The following is a 17,481-nucleotide window of genomic DNA, read 5'->3' on the forward strand; positions in this document are numbered from 1 at the left end:
GTTTTGGGGGGATTGACAACAAATTAAGAAGGAGGGGAAGAAAGGGTGTCCGCTGGTACGCTTTTTCAATAATGTTGACTCAGCCCCAGAAAGTGGGCTGGGTTGAGGCAGTGTGTAAGGCCTTTGCGTAAAGAAAAGGCCTTGAGCAGACTCAAAGGCGCGGCGCCAAACTGCCCTCACCTTTCCCTTTTTATTTGGCGCACAAAATGCGCCGAGTCAAAAGAAAGGGGCCGAGTAAAAAACAAAACCCCCGCCAAAGCGGGGGCTATCCATTAGCGGATGAAGTTCTTGATGATGCAGATAGGAGTCTTCTGGCTGGCGTTGCCGAAGGGGTTGTCGATGAGGATCTTTTCCACAAGACGGGGATCGACGCCTTTGGTTGCGCCCAAAACGCAGGAACGCTTGAGGTCGTTGACGTCAGCTACAGCTGCGCCAAAGCAGCCCAAACCGCGTTTGATGCTTTCCGCCACTTTGGAAGCATGTTTCGGACCCAAGACAATGTGCTTGTCATACGGTGGCATAGTTCCTGTAATATCATCGACGAGACGGGCCTGTTCCCCGCCTAGGCGGTAGAACCAGCCAGCCTTGCCGATAAGTTTCATGAAGAAGCCGGCAACGACGGCAAAGGTGATGCGCAGCGTGCCTTCTTCATTGATAAGGCTCTGCATGGCACTCCAGTTAGAAATGCTGCCATAACCAGGAAAGAGCTGGGAAAAGACTTTGGCCGCAAAGCCAATCTTCAGCGTTTCCGGACGGATGGCCCGATTTTGGGTAATAGCCACGACACTTTCCGCCACGCAGACCACATCGCGGGGGCCAATCATAGAACCGCCAAATTCCTTGATGGCATCGACGATATTATCATGGACCGTCAGGATACGGGTCGGCACAGGAAGGATTTCATATTTCTCAGCCATGGTAAGCACCTCCAACCAATTTCTTGACATCTTCCGCATAGATCGTTTCAAAAGCCTTGCGGACGTAATGATCTTTGCGGCCCACACCAGTCAGGTAGATGCAAAGATCCATGTCGACCATATGACGCAGGGTATCGCGGATATTCTTTCCATTGCGAGCTTCAAAGAAAAGGGTCACGACAAGGGTCCGTTCCACACCGGGGTTCATGATGACCGCTTCAAAATAGTTATCATCGCGGCGGGCCGTATCAAGTTCCAATCGGCCCCAGCACATGGCATCGGGGAACTGTTCCCGCGGCAGATAAGGACGCACAAACGCATCCGTAATGGCTGCAATCTGGTTGCTCGTGTTCCGCATAGGTACGGTGAAACTAAAGACAGCGCGATCTGTTTCGATTTTCTCGAGTTTCAAGGCCGACCGTTCATCGATGCAGACGTGAGTATCGTCCGTCGGTTTCAAAAACGCGTAGACCGTCATGACCAAAGCTCCCAGGACGCACAGGCCCAGGATGAGATAAATAAAATTCAGCATTCCTTTCTCGTCTCCCTTTCTTCTTCCAGCATTTTATTCAAACGTTCCATATAGGAATCACTCAGCCGCGCAACCTTTCCTTCGGCCGTCGTGATGCCGTTTGTGGTCTTTCCTTCGGCAAGGAGCACGCCATCCTTGGCACGCAGGGCCCGATAGGAAAAGCTGAGCTTTACTTTGCTGAGTTTTTCAAGGACAGTTTCAATAATGACTTCATCATCAAAACGGGCCGACTGACGATAGCGGCAATTCACATCGACAATAGGAACCATGAACCCTTCCCCCATCATCTCATTGAGGTCAATGCCCGCCTGCCGCAAATATTCCACCCGTCCCATTTCAAACCAGCGCAGGTAATTGGCATGGTGAACAACACCCATGAGGTCGGTTTCATAGAACCGGACCTTGAGTGAGAAAGATACCATCGTGTCATCTCCTTTACCCTGGAACACGTAAAACAACAGAAATCCCCATAAAACGCTGTGGCGATTCATGGGGTCAAATCCAATATGGTACGCCTGGGCGGAATCGAACCGCCGCACACGGCTCCGGAGGCCGTTGCTCTATCCACTGAGCTACAGGCGTATGTCATGTCTGACGGAGGCTATTATAGCATAAATGATGGGCTTTATCAAATTCTTTTCGCTTTAGCTCCAAAAAAGTTTTTGTAAAATAGTCTCTCTCCCGCCTCTTACCGTTTCATGAGGGAAAGGAAGCGCTCCACGGGAAGGAGCCGGTAAAAAACAAGACAGATTACAAGGTTTGGCAAAAGATAGGTCAGGTTGGTCAAAAAGGAATAGAGATAGATCGAAGTGCCTGCCGGAGCGTAACTGCCAAAAAAGACCACGCCCGAAAGAAAATGGAAAAAAAGCCGTACCGCCACGGCGGCCGTGATGCCTGCCATGTGGTGCCGAGGGAAACAGCCTGCAAGACCCAAGGCCATAAAAGGCAGGGGATAGTCGAAAAGGACCTGAACAGGATGCAGGATATATGGCGCCATCACAAGGTTCATGAGACTGTAGGCAAAACCTGCCAGCATGCCCACTTCCGGTCCATAGGCAAAGCTTATGAAAAAAAGGGGCAGCATGCCGCCAAGCGTAACTGATCCGCCATTCGGCATGCGGTAAAATGGAAAGGCCGTAAGGATCACAGCCATGGCAAGCATAAGGCCACTACTTGCCGCCATGGATACAGACAGCCGCACCTGTTTAATCTTTAGGAGCGCTACCAGCAGGAAAAAAAGGGCAAAAAGGCAAAGGGCTGCACTCGGCACCTTCATGAGCTGCGTCAAAAGTTCCATCTTACTTTACTGCCTCCTGCCGCATCATGTCAATTTCGTGGGCATAGCCCGAAAGTTCATTCGGTGTTTCAAGGATAAAGGGCAGGCCCGCTAAGGAAGGATGGCGGACGACGCGGGAAAGGGCAACCTGTCCGATCATGCCTTCGCCGATTTTTTCATGCCGATCCTTATGGGCACCTAAGGGATTCTTGCTATCGTTCAGATGGATGGCTTTCAGCCGGGACAGGCCAATGACGCGGTCAAATTCGCGGATAACACCATCAAGGTCAGAGACAATATCATAGCCCGCATCCCAGATGTGGCAGGTATCAAGGCAAACGCCGACCTTATCCTGAAGTGCAATACGTTCCAAGATGGCGCGGATTTCCTCAAAGCTGCGCCCCACTTCCGTACCCTTGCCAGCCATGGTCTCAAGAAGCAGCGTCGTCTGCTGTTTTTCATAAAGGACGCGATTGAGGCAGGCCGCAATGAGTTCAATACCGATTTCCGCGCCCTGTCCCAGGTGGTTTCCTGGGTGCATGTTGTAATAATTTCCCGGCAGGGCCTCCAGTTTATGAAGGTCATCGGCAATGGTTTCAAGGGCAAACTGACGCACTTCTTCCTTCGTAGAGCAGGGATTTAAGGTATAGGGTGCATGGGCCACAAGGGGAACTGTCCCATAAGGGGCCCATGCCTTTTTGAAAAGATCCGCATCCTTGGGATCAAAGGCCTTGGCCTTGCTGCCGCGGGGATTGCGGGTAAAAAAAGCAAAGGTATCTGCCTTGATACCGCGGGCCGTCTCCCCCATGGCCGCAAAGCCTTTGGAAGAGGAAAGATGGCAGCCAATATGTAACATAAAGAAAGATCTCCTTTCAGTTTCTGGCATGACAAACGGCAAAGGCCGCTCATCGGCCCCATTGTACACTAAAGCGCGGGCCCATTTCAATGGGGCCGCGCTCGGCTGTGTATTTACTTTTCGATGAAGGTGGTTAAGGTATGGAGCAGGTTTTCCTTTTCAAGGGGTTTCCGGATCTGACCGTTCATGCCGCTTGAAAGGGCCTCTGCCACGTCTTCGGAAAGGATGTTTTCTGTAAGAGCCAAGATAGGAATGGTCTTGGCATCCTTGTGGTCAGCCATGCGGATGAGGCTTGCCGCTTCGCAGCCATCGACACCGGGCATATCAAGGTCCATCAAAATGGCTGCATAATAGCCTTCGGGACTCTTGCCAAACATCTCACAGGCTTCCCGCCCATCGTGGGCCCGTTCCACGAGGATGCCCGTGTTGGTCAGGAGCTTTTCCAGGACTTCCATGCTCAGGTCGTTGTCATCAGCAGCAAGGAGGCGTTTTCCCGCAAGGGGCATAAGCTTTTTATCACTTTCCGGAAGCTGGTGATACGTAAAGGGCAGTTCCATGGTAAAGCGGATACCCTCGCCGCTTTGGTTGTCAGCCTTGATGAGCCCACCCAGGATGTGGACAAGGTTATGGGTCACGACGAGGCCCAGACCGCCGTGGAAGCTGGACCGTTCTTCCAGCTGGGAAACCATTTCAAAGGGCAGGAAGACCTTATCCATGAGGTCCTCAGGGATACGCTTTCCTTCACAGGTGACGACCACTTCCAGGATCACTTTGCGTTTTTTCTGTTCCCGCCGACGAATCTCACAGCGCAGCTGATGATGCTCGCCTGTAAAGAGCATGGCATTGGCCAATAGGTTCATCATGACCTGCTCGAAACGGACCCGGTCACCATCAAGGGACAGGTGCTTTACGCCGTCTGTTTCCATGGTAAATTCAATCTGGCGGCGCTGCGCTTCCTGACTAAAGAGCGACTCAATGCGGCTGAGGACCCCATCGAGTTCAAAGGGTTCGCTTTTAAGCGACAGGGTGCCATTTTCCATGGCGGAAAGGTCAATGACGTCGTTCAGGACCGAAAGGAGATAGCGGACCTGATCCTGACTTCCTTTCACGTAAGCTCGGCGCTGGTCCACATTGTCTTCTTCGCCGGCAAGGGTCAGGTAGCCCATGATGGAATTGAGGGCTTCCCGCGTGTCGCGGCTGATGCGGCTCATGAACTTACCTTTTGTTTCTGCATCATCACGGGCTTGGCTCATAGCCGAATGCAGCTGGGCACGGCGCTCCATTTCAAGGCTCTTCTGATCATCGATGCGGCGGCGCAGGAAGAGTACGTCCCGATGATGGCTGCGCCCTTTTTTCACGCCCTGAAGCAGGAAGCTGGCCCAATGATAGGTGCCATCCCCGTCCTTGACGCGGGCCATGAATTCATAAGAGGAACAGGTCTTGCGCGTCCGTTCCAGATTTGTCTGGAGCACTTCCTTCGTGTATTTCAGCTGGTCGCTGGGATGGAGCTCGCCAAAAATGGCATCCACTGAATCAATGGGTACAGCCTTGACCGTAACTTTTTCCCCCTCATCTTCATAGCAATAAGCTGTATGATGGTTAAGATCAAGCTCGGCTACCCGGTCATAGGTTTCCACAAAATAGCCAATGAGACGACTAATCCGATAGCGTGCCTTCCGTTCCCTGCGGACCTGCCGGGTCCGAAAAAAGTAAAGGAGTGCAAAAAAGGCAATGAGGACCACCGCGGCCACGAGAAGATGACCGGCATTACGTTCAAGGAACACAGACGCGGACGCTTCTGCAGGAAGGATGGCGGAAAGCGATTCCAGCCAAGATTTGATGAGATTCATAACGACTCCTTTCGGCGATTACTGGGAAATGACCGTTTTCAAATAGGCCTCAGCGGCTTCCAGCTGATTGGTGCCGGCAGCTCCTATTGCTTCCACGGTTTCATCAGGTTCGATGCCGACCTTATCGATGCTGCGCCCACTGGGCGTATAGTACTTTGCAATGGTAAGCTTGACAGCAGTTTTCTGGCTTAACATGAAGACATTCTGGACCACACCCTTGCCAAAGGTCTTGGTCCCAAAAAGTTTGCCTGATCCCGTATCCTGGATAGCACCGGAAACAATTTCCGCCGCGCTTGCCGTTCCATGGTTCACCAATACGGCAATGGGGAAAGGCACCTTTTCAAGCTCTGAGGAGAAGGTTTCAGTCGCCCCCGATTTATCCGTCATGGAAACAATGGGGCCTTTGGGAACAAGGTGCTTTGCGACATTGACGCCACTTTGGAGAAGGCCCCCTGGGTTGTCCCGCAGATCAAGGACCAACGCTTTCATGCCCTCCCCCTGCAACTTTCCCAGTGTGGCGGCAAAATCGCGGTCCGTTTCCTCGTTGAAATTCGTGATCCGGATATAGCCGATGCCGCCTTCTTCCATGCGTCCGTAGACGCTCTTGACCTTGATTTCGCTTCTTGTCAGCGTCACTTCGCGGGTGGATCCATCGGCAGACTTCAGTCCCACTGTCACTTGCGTCCCATCTTTGCCGCGAAGCTTTTTCACAACCTCGTTCAGGCTTTCGCCCGTCACGTCCTTCCCGTCAATGGAAAGGATGATGTCCCCTGCCTTGATGCCGGCTTTGTAAGCCGGTGTATCTTCAATGGGAGAAACAACGATAATTTCCTTTGATTCCTTCATGCCCAAGACCATGCCGACACCACCAAAATGGCCTTCAGTCATGGCATTCAAGGCTTCAAAATTCGATGTATCCAAATAGGATGAATACGGGTCACCCAGTTCCTCCACCATCCCGCGGATAGCGCCGTCATAAAGGTTCTTTTCTTCCATGTCTCCCACATAATAGCTGGAAATCAAATGCAGGGTCCGTATCAACTCGAGAAATCCCGCGGGATTGCCGACATAGCGGCCAAGGACCGTGATACTTCCGAAGATAAAGACACAAAAAGAAACCAAGACGGCCAAGATCAGGTGGGCCCAGCCAAATCTTTTTTTACCCATAGCCCCTCCTTATGGCAAATAGTTGAGCGGGGACGTGACTTCACCATGGATACGCACTTCAAAGTGGCAGTGCGGCCCCGTCGAATTCCCCGTACTGCCTGCAAGGGCAATGGTCTGACCTTTGGAAACGTTTTCGCCAACGCCGACAGTAAGGGAACTGTTGTGTCCGTAGAGGGTCACAAGGCCGCCACCATGATCGATCATCACCGCATTGCCATAACCGCCCATCCAGCCAGCATAAATCACCGTACCGGAATCAGCGGCCACAATGGGCTGCCCATAGTCGGCACCGATATCGATTCCGGCATGGAAGATTTCCGTACCCCAAATGGGGTGGACGCGCCAGCCAAAAGGAGACGTGATTTCCCCATAACAAGGCCAGGTAAACTGACCAGACCCGTGGGCAGAAGCCATCATGCGGCCTTCCTGCTCCATGCGCTGGATCATGGCCGTAATTTCCTGGCTGTTGCGCTGGAGTTCTTCGTACTCTGCATCAAGACGGGATTTTTCCGCTAGAGCTTCCTGATAGAGCTGCTCCTGCTCAGCTGTTTTTTGTTCCACATAGGCCTTTTTCTGAAGCACTTCCTGGCGCTTCCCATCAAGTTCCGCATGTTCCGCGTCAAGCTCGGCCTTTTTGGCTTCAAGCTCATGTTTTTGCGCATTAAGCGTTTCAATAAGGTTCGTATCACGGCGAATGATGCGCTGCAAGAGATACATGCGGGAGGAAAAATCCCGGAAATCACTCGATCCCAGAAGCACGTCAAGATAGTTCACCTGCCCGTTCTCATAGATGTCGCGAAGCCGTTTTTTGTAGATTTCCCGCGTATTGTCAAATTCCTTTTCCTTGATGACAAGGGCCCGTTCATTACTGCGGATCTTGCCTTCAAGAATGCGCTGCTGGCCTTCGACAACGGCAAGCTGCTGTTTTGCCTCGGCAAGTTCCTGCCGGGCCCTGACAAGGCGGTCCACGGCGTTTGAAATGCGAGCTTCACTTTCCTTTCGCTGGGAAGTGTTCGTGTCCATCTGCCGCTGAATCTCGTCGAGCTCTGCTTTTTTATCCTCTATGGATTCTGCCCACGAAACGGGCCCCATATAGCTCATAAGGGCCATCAGAGCCGTTGCGACGGCAACTTCTTTTTTCATGACAAGGCCCCCTATCAAACATCCAGGAACTTGCGCAGGCTGATGGCACTTCCGGCAGCCCCGATAAAGGTGCCAACAGCAACAAGACCGGCACAGAGGTAGACCATAAAGGGCCAGCTTGGCAGGAGGGGAAAGAAGGCCAGGGTCGAATAGATTTTCACCTGGGCAGCGTCATACATCTTGAAAAGGGCCACAGCGGCAATGAGAGCCCCGACAAAGCCCATGAACATCCCTTCCAGCAGGAAAGGCCAGCGGATGAACCAGTTGGTGGCCCCCACATATTTCATGATGCTCACTTCCCGCCGACGGGCAAAGACCGTAATGCGGATCGTATTGGAAATAATGAAAAGGGTGGCAATGGCGAGCATGATGATGAGGAAAATGCCTCCCAGGCGCAGGATACGTGTCAACTGGAAGAGATGTTCCACCACTTCCTGTCCAAATTTAGCCGTTTCCACTCCGGGCATCTTTTCGATTTGGGGCACGATTTCCTGGATGCGTTCCGGTTTATCCACCTGGACTTCAAAGGAATAAGGGAAGGGATTGTCCTCTCCCAAGGCATCAAGGAGCTTTTCCTGTTCGCGGAGCCGTTTCTTGAAATTCTGCAGGGCTTCTTCCTTTGTCACGCCCTTGACTTCCATGACGCCCCGCGTCGTCTTGAGCTGCTGCTCTACTTGACGGCGCTGCACGCTCGTTGCGGCATCCGACATATAGACCGTCACCTGGACCTGATTTTCCAGGTATTGGGCAAGGTTATTGACATTGAGAACCATCGTCAAAAAGAGCCCCAGGACAAGGATGGAAAGGGCAACCGTCGTCACGGACGCAATACTCATAAGGGAGTTGCGTTTTAGTGACGTAAAGGTTTCCTTCAAATAATACCATTTTGTACTAAAGCTCATAACCATAGACTCCTTTGATATCGTCACGGACAATGCGTCCATCTTCGATGGCAATGACCCGCTTTTGCATATAGTCCACCATGGTCTTGTCATGGGTGGCCATGATGATGGTCGCGCCCCGCTTATTGACTTCGGAAAAGATATTCATGATTTCCATACTGGTTTCCGGGTCGAGGTTTCCCGTCGGTTCGTCGGCAATGACCAGCAGCGGGTCGTTGACAATAGCCCGGGCAATAGCCACACGCTGCTGCTCACCGCCGCTCATTTCACTGGGATAGTTCTTTGCCCGGTCGCCAAGACCAACAAGGGTCAGGACTTCCATGACCCGTTCCTTGATTTTCTTGGAAGGGGCCTCGATGACCTGCATGGCAAAGGCCACATTTTCAAAGGCCGTCCGGTCATTCAGCAGTCGGTAGTCCTGGAATACGATACCCAGCTGACGCCGCAGGTAGGGGATCTCGTCATTGCGAAGCTTCATGACATCGACGCCGTCCACAAAGATCTGCCCGCTTGACAGTTCAATCTCACGGGAAATGGTCTTGATGAAGGTTGATTTGCCGGCCCCGCTGGGACCGACGAGAAAGACAAACTCACCTGGCTTGATATGAACATTCACGTCCTGGAGTGCAGCGGCTCCGCCAGGATAGATCTTGCTGGCATGTTTCATTACGAGCAATGGGATCCACTCCTTTTTTCGTTGGATTCATGCATAAGGGCAAGGGCACGCAGGATATTGGAACGTGCTTCCTTTCTAAGAGCGGCAAGTTCCGAAGCTTCCTGGGCTCCTGAATCGGCAGGCATCGAATCGGCAAGGGAAACGATTTCACCGGCCTTGATGGCATCGATGGTATCGACAACGGTTCCTTTCATCCCATCTACAAAACGGTCCACTTTGGGATCATAAGAAACCGCCATAAAAGGCACGCCGGCAAGGGCCGCAAAGACCAGGGCATGGAGCCGCATCCCCACCAAAAGGCGCAGGCTGGCCATGAGGTCAAGATATTCCTTTGTGGAAAGTTTTCGCGGCAGGATAAAGACGTCGCGGCTATTTTCCATTTGCCCAAGCACCGCGTCGGAAACTTCCCTGTCAGACGGAAACTGAAACGGGACAAAGAGAATCTGCGCCCCAAAGGCGGCCTTGAGACCATCGGCCGCGCGGGCAAATTCAGGAATAAAGCGATCCTCCCCCTTCCAGTGCCGCAGGGCAAAGCCAATGACGGGCCGTTCAGGATCAATGCCCATGCCTCGCAGGATGACTTCTCCCACCTTGCGATTGCCGTCAGGAAGGGAAAAGACAGCATCACTTGTGACGAGGATATCCTTTCGCTCAAAGCCCATCTCACAAAGGTCATCCAAGGACCCATCGTCACGGACCGTAATCAAATCGGCGTGGCGGCAGACGAACCGGGTCAGGAAGCGGGAAAAACAGCCCTTGATCGGACCGATTCCCTGGGCAAAGAGCATCACCTTTTTCCTCATAATGACGCCAAGAGCGATGATGGAAAGATAATAAAAGAGACTGAAATGGCTCGTTACGTTCTGGAGCAGGCTGCCGCCGCCCGATAAGAGCAGGTCCGTCCCTGCCATGGCCCGCAGGATGGCGGGAAAATCAAAGCGTCCGATGCTCTTTACGTCGTGGAGGGCACAGGTTGAGCGGGGATGGCCGCTAATGACCGTAATGACCGTCTCAGGGGCCTCCCGTTTAAGGCTGTCCACAATGGCCGTCAGCATGGCTTCGTCACCGGCATTGGAAAATCCGTAATATCCGGATATGAGCACCTTAGCCACGGGCGTCCCTCCCCTTCTTGTAACCCCCATAGGCACGATAAAGTCCTTCAAACACAACAACGGCCAAAACGCCTAGGATCACGCCCAGTGCATAACCATCAAGGGCCCGGACATAGCTCATGAAAATAGGGGTCCGCATATGGCAGAACGTCTGGACGAGACTTGCCTGTCCAATGGTCGCGGCTACGGCAAAAAGGCCATAGGCCCAAGTCGGAAGTTTCCGCAAGACGCACCAAGCCGTCAAGTAAAAAGCCGGATGACCAATGAGAAATTCCTTTTCCCGGGGCCGGGCGTACATGGTCTCTTCAAGGAAATAGCGAAGCTTTTCCTCAAAGGCCGGAACGGGAACCCCTGCCGTATGGCCGCTGCGGCCAATAAAGACCCACGCCACGATGGCAAAGGCAAGGAGAACAATGAGGGTCGACAGCGTAAATGGGCGGTTAAGAAACGCCCGGATCCTTGATAAGGGAGCCGTAAGGCGTTCCCCTTCGTTCCACAGGCCATGACGTTTGACAAAGAGTAGGAACGTAAGAAGAACGGGCATCATGAAGGTGACCTTCACGCCGCGGTAGATATCAATTTCAAGGAGAAAACGTGTATCTCCAAGGACTGCCCCCAATAAAGAGGCACCAATGAGGGACAGAATCACGGCATAGCCTAGCTGGACCGTCGTCATGGCAAGAAGGCCTTTCATCGTCCTTTCTCCTTTACGGCGGTCCCACAGCGTGATCATGCGGGCCATGGAAAGGACGGGAAAGATGATGGCACTCAAAAGGGCCGTCACCTGGCGGAACAAGAGTGCGTGGCTGCCTGTAAAGTAACCAGCAGATAGGACCAGCCCGCCCAAAAGGACCAGCTTGCCATAATGGCGTTGGGGCACGATGCCAAGGAGAAGGAAATAAAGGCACCAAGCGGCCACGACAGAAAAAGCCATGGGCACATAGAAAAGACGGGACGGATGGTACGGGGCAAAGACGCCGGCCCGTCCGCTTATATATCCATGGGATGCCACGTCACGCGTCACATCACTTACGTATTCAAGGTTCGTTTCAAGGGCCGTGTTGCCATTAAGACCGGTAACAAAAGGACGGATGTAGTTGACGCGGATATTGCGCTCATCATCGGCAAGGGACCAGCGGCGGAACGCATCAAAGACCTTCATCTTGCGCTGCTCGTCTTCGGCAATGGTGTAGACGCGGGCAGCATCATAGTCCATGACTTCCGAAAGGGGTACAAGTCCGTCCATCTTGATGAACTGGAGCTGTACATCGGCTTCGACCATACCCAGGGTGATATGCCGCTTTTTGAGCGCGTTCGCCACATTTTTGAGATAGCGAGGCTCGCCGAGCATGCTGCGGCCGCTGCCAATGATGAGCGAAACATCGGCTCCCGTTTCATCAATTTCCTTAAAGAACACAGCAAGCTGCTGCTGAGCTTTTTCTTCATCCTTGGTGGTCTTTACAAAATTATTGGGACGGATGGCCACCATAAAGCCATTTTCCTTGGCGGCAAGAAGCTCATCCGGCACAAGGATCAAGGGCGTTTCCTGGATGCCCAGCTGGTCCTGGCTGAAAGGATTCTTATTGAGGGCCGTCGGAGCCTTGAGCATGTAGACACGGGGCGTATCGGAGACCTTCTGGAAGCGGTCCCTGTCAAAACGGGCGCCCAGTGTTTCAATGAGGGCATCAAAGGTGCGGCGGCTCGTTCCATCGGCCAGGTAGACAGCCTGATAGGTAAAATCCGGTGAGGATACAACGGCCTGCCAGCTCGGGCTCAGGCCGCCGATTTCCTTTTGACGCAGGAGCTCGCCGCCCGTATAGTAAGTAACAAGGCCTTCGCCTGCCATATCCATGATGGTGCGGTCTGAAACGGCAAGGGTCGTGACGCCGGCGTCCTTGAACTTTTTGAAGACGCTCTGCCGCGATAGACCCTCACTGTCCGCCATACGGACCAGGGCCTGATAATCCATGACCGTTTCCATACTCCGATTGGCCTGTTCCACCTGATACCGGCTCCAGTTAAGACAAAGGGAGGCCAAAAGGCCGAGACCGACGAGGACCACAAATAGCTGTTTGATTTTCTTCACGGCTTACCCCTTTCCCCTGATCAATGTTTCAGGCTGCGGAGATAGCTTTCCACAAAAAGATCCAGGTCCCCGTCCATAACAGCTTGGATATTGCCGGTTTCCGCACCAGTCCGATGATCCTTGACCAAGGTATAGGGCTGGAAAACATAGGAGCGAATCTGGCTCCCCCACTCGATGGCCTGATAGTCTCCGGCAAGGTCGCTGATTTTTTGATCTTGAATGGCCTTTTCGTATTCAAAGAGTTTGGCACGCAGCAGCTGCAGGCAGCGTTCCTTATTCTGCAGCTGGGACCGTTCGTTCTGGCACTGGACAACAATGCCCGTCGGCAAATGGGTCATACGGACAGCCGAAGACGTCTTGTTGACGTGCTGTCCGCCAGCACCGCTGGCGCGGTAGTAGTCAACGCGGACATCGTCCATGTTGATGTTGACTTCCACCGTATTATCGATTTCCGGCATAACGTCCACCGCCGCAAAGGAAGTGTGGCGGCGGGCATTGGAGTCAAAAGGAGAAATACGGACAAGGCGGTGGACGCCCTTCTCGCTTTTGAGGAACCCATAGGCATTATGTCCCTTGATGGCAAGGGTAGCACTCTTGGTTCCTGCTTCTTCACCGGGCAGGACATCGAGCAGTTCCACTTCAAAGCCCTTTCCTTCGGCATAGCGCGTGAACATCCGCAGAAGCATGCCCGTCCAATCCTGGGCTTCCGTTCCGCCCGCACCAGCATGAAGGTTCATGATGGCATTGTTGGCATCGTATTCATCACTGAGCAGCATGCCCAGTTCCAGTTCCGAAAGGGTATGTTTGGCCCCTTCCAGTTCCGATTCCATTTCGGAAACCAGGGTGTCATCCTTTTCTTCCATGGCCATTTCCCAAAGGGTATCGAGGTCGTCGACCTTCGTTTCAAGGCTCGTAAAAGTATCCACTTCTGATTTCAAGTTATTGGCTTCCTGGGCAACTTTCTGGGCCTTATCGGGATCATCCCAAAAGCCCGGTGCCGCCATCTGGTAATCAAGGTCCTGGATGCGTTCCTTCTTGGGTTCGATTTTAAGGCCCGTCTTGAGTTCGCCAAGACGGTTTCTGAGTTCGCCGATCTGCGGTCTTAATTCTTCAAGTAACACGATTCGTTCAATCCCTTTCCTATTGAATGAGGAGCCTCAGGGCCCCATGTTGGATTCTTCCCTTCAATGTCCGAAAGGGGCTGCCGCCAAGGCGGCATCCCCTTTTCTGTCATGCGCCGCACGAAAAAAGGCGCAGGCCTTTTTTCCGGACCTAAGGCAAAGTCCCGTTCTTCATGACTGTGCGGTGTCAGCTGTTTTGATTTTTACCACAGCAATTCTTATATTTCTTGCCGCTGCCGCAGGGGCAGGGATCGTTCCGCCCCACCGTGCTGTCATTTCTGACCGGTTCCTTCGGCGTTTCTGTACTGCCGTCGACGTTCGGGTTGTTCGTCGAGGCTTCGCTCAAATGGTCTTCCACAACAGGCTGGGTAACGACGTTGACGCGGTACATATAACGGACCACATCATCGACGATGGCTTCCTTCATGGCTTCGAACATTTCATAGGCTTCGAACTTGTATTCAACCAACGGATCACGCTGTCCGTAGGCGCGCAGCCCAATGCCTTCGCGCAGGGCATCCATGGCATCGAGATGTTCCATCCAGTGGGAATCAACAACCTTCAGCATGACCAGGTTTTCCAATTCGCGCATGATGGGAGCCGTGTTATTTTCCTCGCGGGCATTGTAGTAATCAACCGCGACCTTGTGGAGGAAGGTTTCCAGTTCATCACGGCTCATTTCCTGCAGTTTTTCTTCCTTCAGGAAACCGGCCGGCGCATAAAACTCCTCTGCATAGCTGATGAGGCTCTTGACATCCCAATCTTCGCTGTAAGCCTCTTTTGGTGCATACATATCCATGGAGCGGTCAACAATATGGCTTGCCATGTCAAGGACGGTCTCCTTGAGGTCTGCTTTTTCAAGGATCTGGCGGCGCTGGTCATAAATGACTTCGCGCTGCTGGTTCATGACATCGTCATATTCAAGGACCTGCTTACGAATTTCAAAGTTGCGCGCTTCGACCTTCTTCTGGGCCGACTCAATGGAACGGGTCACAATCTTATGCTCAATGGGCTCGTCTTCTTCCATGCCGAGCTTATCCATGATGCCCGAAATGTTATCCGAACCAAAAAGACGCATCAGGTCGTCTTCAAGAGAAAGATAAAAACGCGTAGACCCTGGGTCTCCCTGACGGGCACAGCGTCCGCGGAGCTGGTTATCGATGCGGCGTGATTCATGGCGTTCCGTACCGATGATATGCAGGCCGCCAAGTTCAGCGACCCCATCCCCCAGGACAATATCCGTCCCACGGCCGGCCATGTTGGTGGCAATCGTAACAGCCCCCATTTGCCCGGCATCAGCGACGATTTCAGCTTCTTTTTCATGGAACTTGGCATTGAGGACATTATGTTCAATGCCACGTTTTTTAAGGAGTTCGGACAACTCTTCCGACTGCTGGATGCTCGTCGTTCCTACAAGGACCGGACGGCCCTTCTTGTGAAGTTCCTCAATAGCATTTGCCACGGCGCGGTACTTAGCACGGCGCGTTTTATAGATGACATCTGGATAGTCGATACGGATATTGGGTTTATTTGTCGGCACAACCACAACATCAAGGCCGTAGATCTTCTGGAATTCCTGCTCTTCGGTCTTGGCCGTACCAGTCATGCCAGAGAGCTTATCATACATACGGAAGTAGTTCTGGAAAGTGATGGTGGCAAGTGTCTGGCTTTCCCGTTCGACCTTGACATGTTCCTTTGCCTCAATGGCCTGATGCAGCCCTTCGCTGTACCGGCGGCCAAACATGAGGCGACCCGTAAATTCATCGACAATGATGACTTCCCCATCCTTTACGACATAATCGCGGTCACGGTGCATGAGGGCCTTGGCCTTCAGGGCTGCCATGAGCTGATGGGAATAGTCGACGCCATTTTCCCCGTCATACATATTGGAAACGCCGAGGAGTTTTTCCGTCTTGGCAATGCCGGTTTCTGTCGGGGCAACGGTCTTTTGCTTTTCATCGACCGTATAGTCCTCCCCTTCCTTCAGTTTGGCCGCCACATCCGCCATGACCTGATAAAGGCTCGTTGACTGGGCGCCAGGGCCGGAAATGATAAGGGGAGTACGGGCTTCATCAATAAGGATGGAGTCCACTTCGTCGACGATGGCATAATGCAGGGGACGCTGCACCATTTGGTCAAGGGAAATGACCATGTTGTCACGGAGGTAGTCAAACCCGAATTCATTGTTTGTTCCATAGGTAATATCGGCAGCATAAGCAGCCTTACGGGCAGGGTAATCCATTTCGTGAGTAATAAGGCCGACAGAAAGTCCCAGGAAACGGTAAACACGGCCCATATCCTCACTGTCACGGCGAGCCAGGTAGTCATTGACCGTCACAACATGGACGCCCTTGCCTTCAAGGGCATTTAAATAAGCCGGCAGCGTTGCCACAAGGGTCTTCCCTTCACCAGTACGCATTTCCGCAATCTTTCCACGGTGAAGGATGCAGCCGCCCATGAGCTGAACGTCAAAATGGCGCAGACCCATGACACGTTTGGCGGCCTCCCGAACAACGGCAAAAGCTTCCGGCAGGAGATCATCGAGCGTTTCTCCCTTGGTCAGGCGCAGACGAAACTCATCCGTCTTGGCGCGCAAACGGGCATCACTAAGACCAGAAATTTCCGGTTCCAGCGCATTGATTTTATCTACATAGCCTTGGCATACCTTCAGTTCTTTTTTATTGGGGTCACCAAAGACCATTTTCATTAGCTGTTCCAGCAACTAAAATCACTCCTCATGGACGCATAGATAGCCTATTTATTCATCGTTTCATTTTATCAAATGCATATAGGAAAGTCAAAGAAAGGCACGCAAAAAGCGTGTCAAAAGAGAGAACTTTTTATTTTTTTGCTGGGTCTGCAAATTACGCCGAGTGGGTACATAGAAAGCCGCGTTCAAGCTGTCTATTCGGTCTAATAGCCGAATGGCTGTCCTGCATGCAAGGCTGCGGCTGTCGAGTAAAAAAACTAACGCTCTAGCTTTGATGCTGTGGTTCTTAAAGACCGTGAGGGAAACTAAAGGTCGGTCCGACACCAAAGCCCCCTGCCTTCTTTTTTACTCGGTGCGCAAATCGTGCCAATTTGATGCAGTGACGTGCTCCCATTGCTTGAGAAAGATTCGTTCGATCGCAATGGGAGCATGCCGATTCGTAAGAAATCACGTACTGCATTTTCATTCCTAAATCATCCGAAAAAATGGAGTCTTTGGGCGAGCCCGTCTTGGTATTATTTCGTTTTCTTTAGAGGAAGCATGATTTGCCTGAGTCCCCTATTCAAAAAGGAGAATTGAAAGAAAACGCGAAGGCTTTAACCAACCGCATTAGATAAGTAACTTACGTCGTCGATGAAAACATGAGCTCTTCGCAACGGGAACCATCTGACCGGAATTTGTAAAAAGCAAATGGAATAAAAGACCGGAAGGCAAAAACATGACAAAACGATTGCAAATCGTCTTGGTAAGTCGGATTGATACCGCACATCGAGTACAACAGGAAAACACGAAAGCGGGACGATCTTGCCGCTATTGTGATTTCTATATTTCAAAAAGATTGTCTTCTTATAAAAGTCAAATACAATTCCAGAGCCCTAAACCGGGCATCAGCGTGGATCCAGTTTATGATTTCTCAGATTTGGCAGCGGATGTGAGGCGCCCCTTCTTCATCAATCCAGCCCGATTTTTGGGCTAGTTAAAAGGTTCTTTGTCAAATGTTGGGGTGCCCCACAACTAAATCGCCTTTTAGGAACTCGGCAAGGCATTTGCCGAGTTCCTTTTTTGCCAATTCACATAGAGAATCCGGTTCCTAAATCTGTTGAAATCACGCATTCCAAATGCAACTCTCTTAA

Annotated in this window: 15 protein-coding genes and 1 tRNA gene; 1 reads left to right on the forward strand and 15 read right to left on the reverse strand. The window is 52.1% G+C overall.

Features of this window, described 5'->3' with window-relative positions; genetic code table 11:
- Positions 1 to 272: 272 nt before the first annotated feature.
- From HMPREF1246_RS00660 to secA, 15 genes are all read right to left on the reverse strand, one after another.
- Positions 273 to 917 carry a F420-0--gamma-glutamyl ligase gene (locus HMPREF1246_RS00660; protein ID WP_021736404.1) on the reverse strand — a complete coding sequence of 215 codons (645 nt, stop codon included), beginning with the start codon at positions 915 to 917 and terminating at the stop codon, positions 273 to 275.
- Positions 910 to 1,449, reverse strand: coding sequence for a hypothetical protein (locus tag HMPREF1246_RS00665; protein ID WP_021736409.1), 540 nt, complete (start codon positions 1,447 to 1,449; stop codon positions 910 to 912). The genes HMPREF1246_RS00660 and HMPREF1246_RS00665 overlap by 8 nt, the downstream gene beginning before the upstream one ends.
- A complete protein-coding gene (locus HMPREF1246_RS00670) occupies positions 1,443 to 1,871 on the reverse strand; it encodes a thioesterase family protein (RefSeq protein WP_009015781.1) in 429 nt (142 codons plus the stop codon). The genes HMPREF1246_RS00665 and HMPREF1246_RS00670 overlap by 7 nt, the downstream gene beginning before the upstream one ends.
- Before the next feature lie 85 nt (positions 1,872 to 1,956).
- Positions 1,957 to 2,031, reverse strand: a tRNA-Arg gene (locus tag HMPREF1246_RS00675).
- A 106-nt stretch (positions 2,032 to 2,137) separates the two neighbouring features.
- Positions 2,138 to 2,746, reverse strand: a complete 609-nt coding sequence (gene thiT, locus HMPREF1246_RS00680; RefSeq protein ID WP_021736401.1) for an energy-coupled thiamine transporter ThiT — start codon at positions 2,744 to 2,746, stop codon at positions 2,138 to 2,140.
- Position 2,747: 1 nt separating this feature from the next.
- Positions 2,748 to 3,581, reverse strand: coding sequence for a deoxyribonuclease IV (locus HMPREF1246_RS00685; protein ID WP_021736379.1), 834 nt, complete (start codon positions 3,579 to 3,581; stop codon positions 2,748 to 2,750).
- Positions 3,582 to 3,694: 113 nt separating this feature from the next.
- Positions 3,695 to 5,431, reverse strand: a complete 1,737-nt coding sequence (locus HMPREF1246_RS00690; RefSeq protein WP_009015784.1) for a response regulator — start codon at positions 5,429 to 5,431, stop codon at positions 3,695 to 3,697.
- A gap of 18 nt (positions 5,432 to 5,449) precedes the next feature.
- Complete coding sequence (locus HMPREF1246_RS00695; protein WP_021736383.1) at positions 5,450 to 6,598, reverse strand: S41 family peptidase; 1,149 nt, start codon at positions 6,596 to 6,598, stop codon at positions 5,450 to 5,452.
- Between the two features lie 9 nt (positions 6,599 to 6,607).
- Positions 6,608 to 7,741, reverse strand: coding sequence for a murein hydrolase activator EnvC (locus HMPREF1246_RS00700; protein ID WP_009015786.1), 1,134 nt, complete (start codon positions 7,739 to 7,741; stop codon positions 6,608 to 6,610).
- 14 nt (positions 7,742 to 7,755) lie between these two features.
- A complete protein-coding gene (gene ftsX / locus HMPREF1246_RS00705; RefSeq protein ID WP_009015787.1) occupies positions 7,756 to 8,643 on the reverse strand; it encodes a permease-like cell division protein FtsX in 888 nt (295 codons plus the stop codon).
- A complete protein-coding gene (gene ftsE / locus HMPREF1246_RS00710; protein ID WP_009015788.1) occupies positions 8,633 to 9,319 on the reverse strand; it encodes a cell division ATP-binding protein FtsE in 687 nt (228 codons plus the stop codon). Before ftsE ends, ftsX begins: the two co-directional genes overlap by 11 nt.
- Positions 9,310 to 10,431: a polysaccharide pyruvyl transferase CsaB gene (csaB, locus tag HMPREF1246_RS00715; RefSeq protein WP_035224031.1), complete on the reverse strand. Its 1,122-nt coding sequence runs from the start codon at positions 10,429 to 10,431 to the stop codon at positions 9,310 to 9,312. The genes ftsE and csaB overlap by 10 nt, the downstream gene beginning before the upstream one ends.
- Complete coding sequence (locus tag HMPREF1246_RS00720; RefSeq protein WP_021736366.1) at positions 10,424 to 12,517, reverse strand: DUF5693 family protein; 2,094 nt, start codon at positions 12,515 to 12,517, stop codon at positions 10,424 to 10,426. The genes csaB and HMPREF1246_RS00720 overlap by 8 nt, the downstream gene beginning before the upstream one ends.
- A 20-nt stretch (positions 12,518 to 12,537) precedes the next feature.
- A complete protein-coding gene (gene prfB, locus HMPREF1246_RS00725; protein ID WP_014128780.1) occupies positions 12,538 to 13,638 on the reverse strand; it encodes a peptide chain release factor 2 in 1,101 nt (366 codons plus the stop codon).
- Between the two features lie 187 nt (positions 13,639 to 13,825).
- Positions 13,826 to 16,345: a preprotein translocase subunit SecA gene (gene secA / locus HMPREF1246_RS00730; RefSeq protein WP_014128782.1), complete on the reverse strand. Its 2,520-nt coding sequence runs from the start codon at positions 16,343 to 16,345 to the stop codon at positions 13,826 to 13,828.
- A gap of 721 nt (positions 16,346 to 17,066) precedes the next feature.
- Here secA and HMPREF1246_RS10450 point away from each other — a divergent pair.
- Positions 17,067 to 17,324: a hypothetical protein gene (locus HMPREF1246_RS10450; protein WP_133300525.1), complete on the forward strand. Its 258-nt coding sequence runs from the start codon at positions 17,067 to 17,069 to the stop codon at positions 17,322 to 17,324.
- Positions 17,325 to 17,481 lie beyond the last annotated feature (157 nt).

Source organism: Acidaminococcus sp. BV3L6, assembly GCF_000468835.1.
GTDB lineage: Bacteria > Bacillota > Negativicutes > Acidaminococcales > Acidaminococcaceae > Acidaminococcus > Acidaminococcus intestini.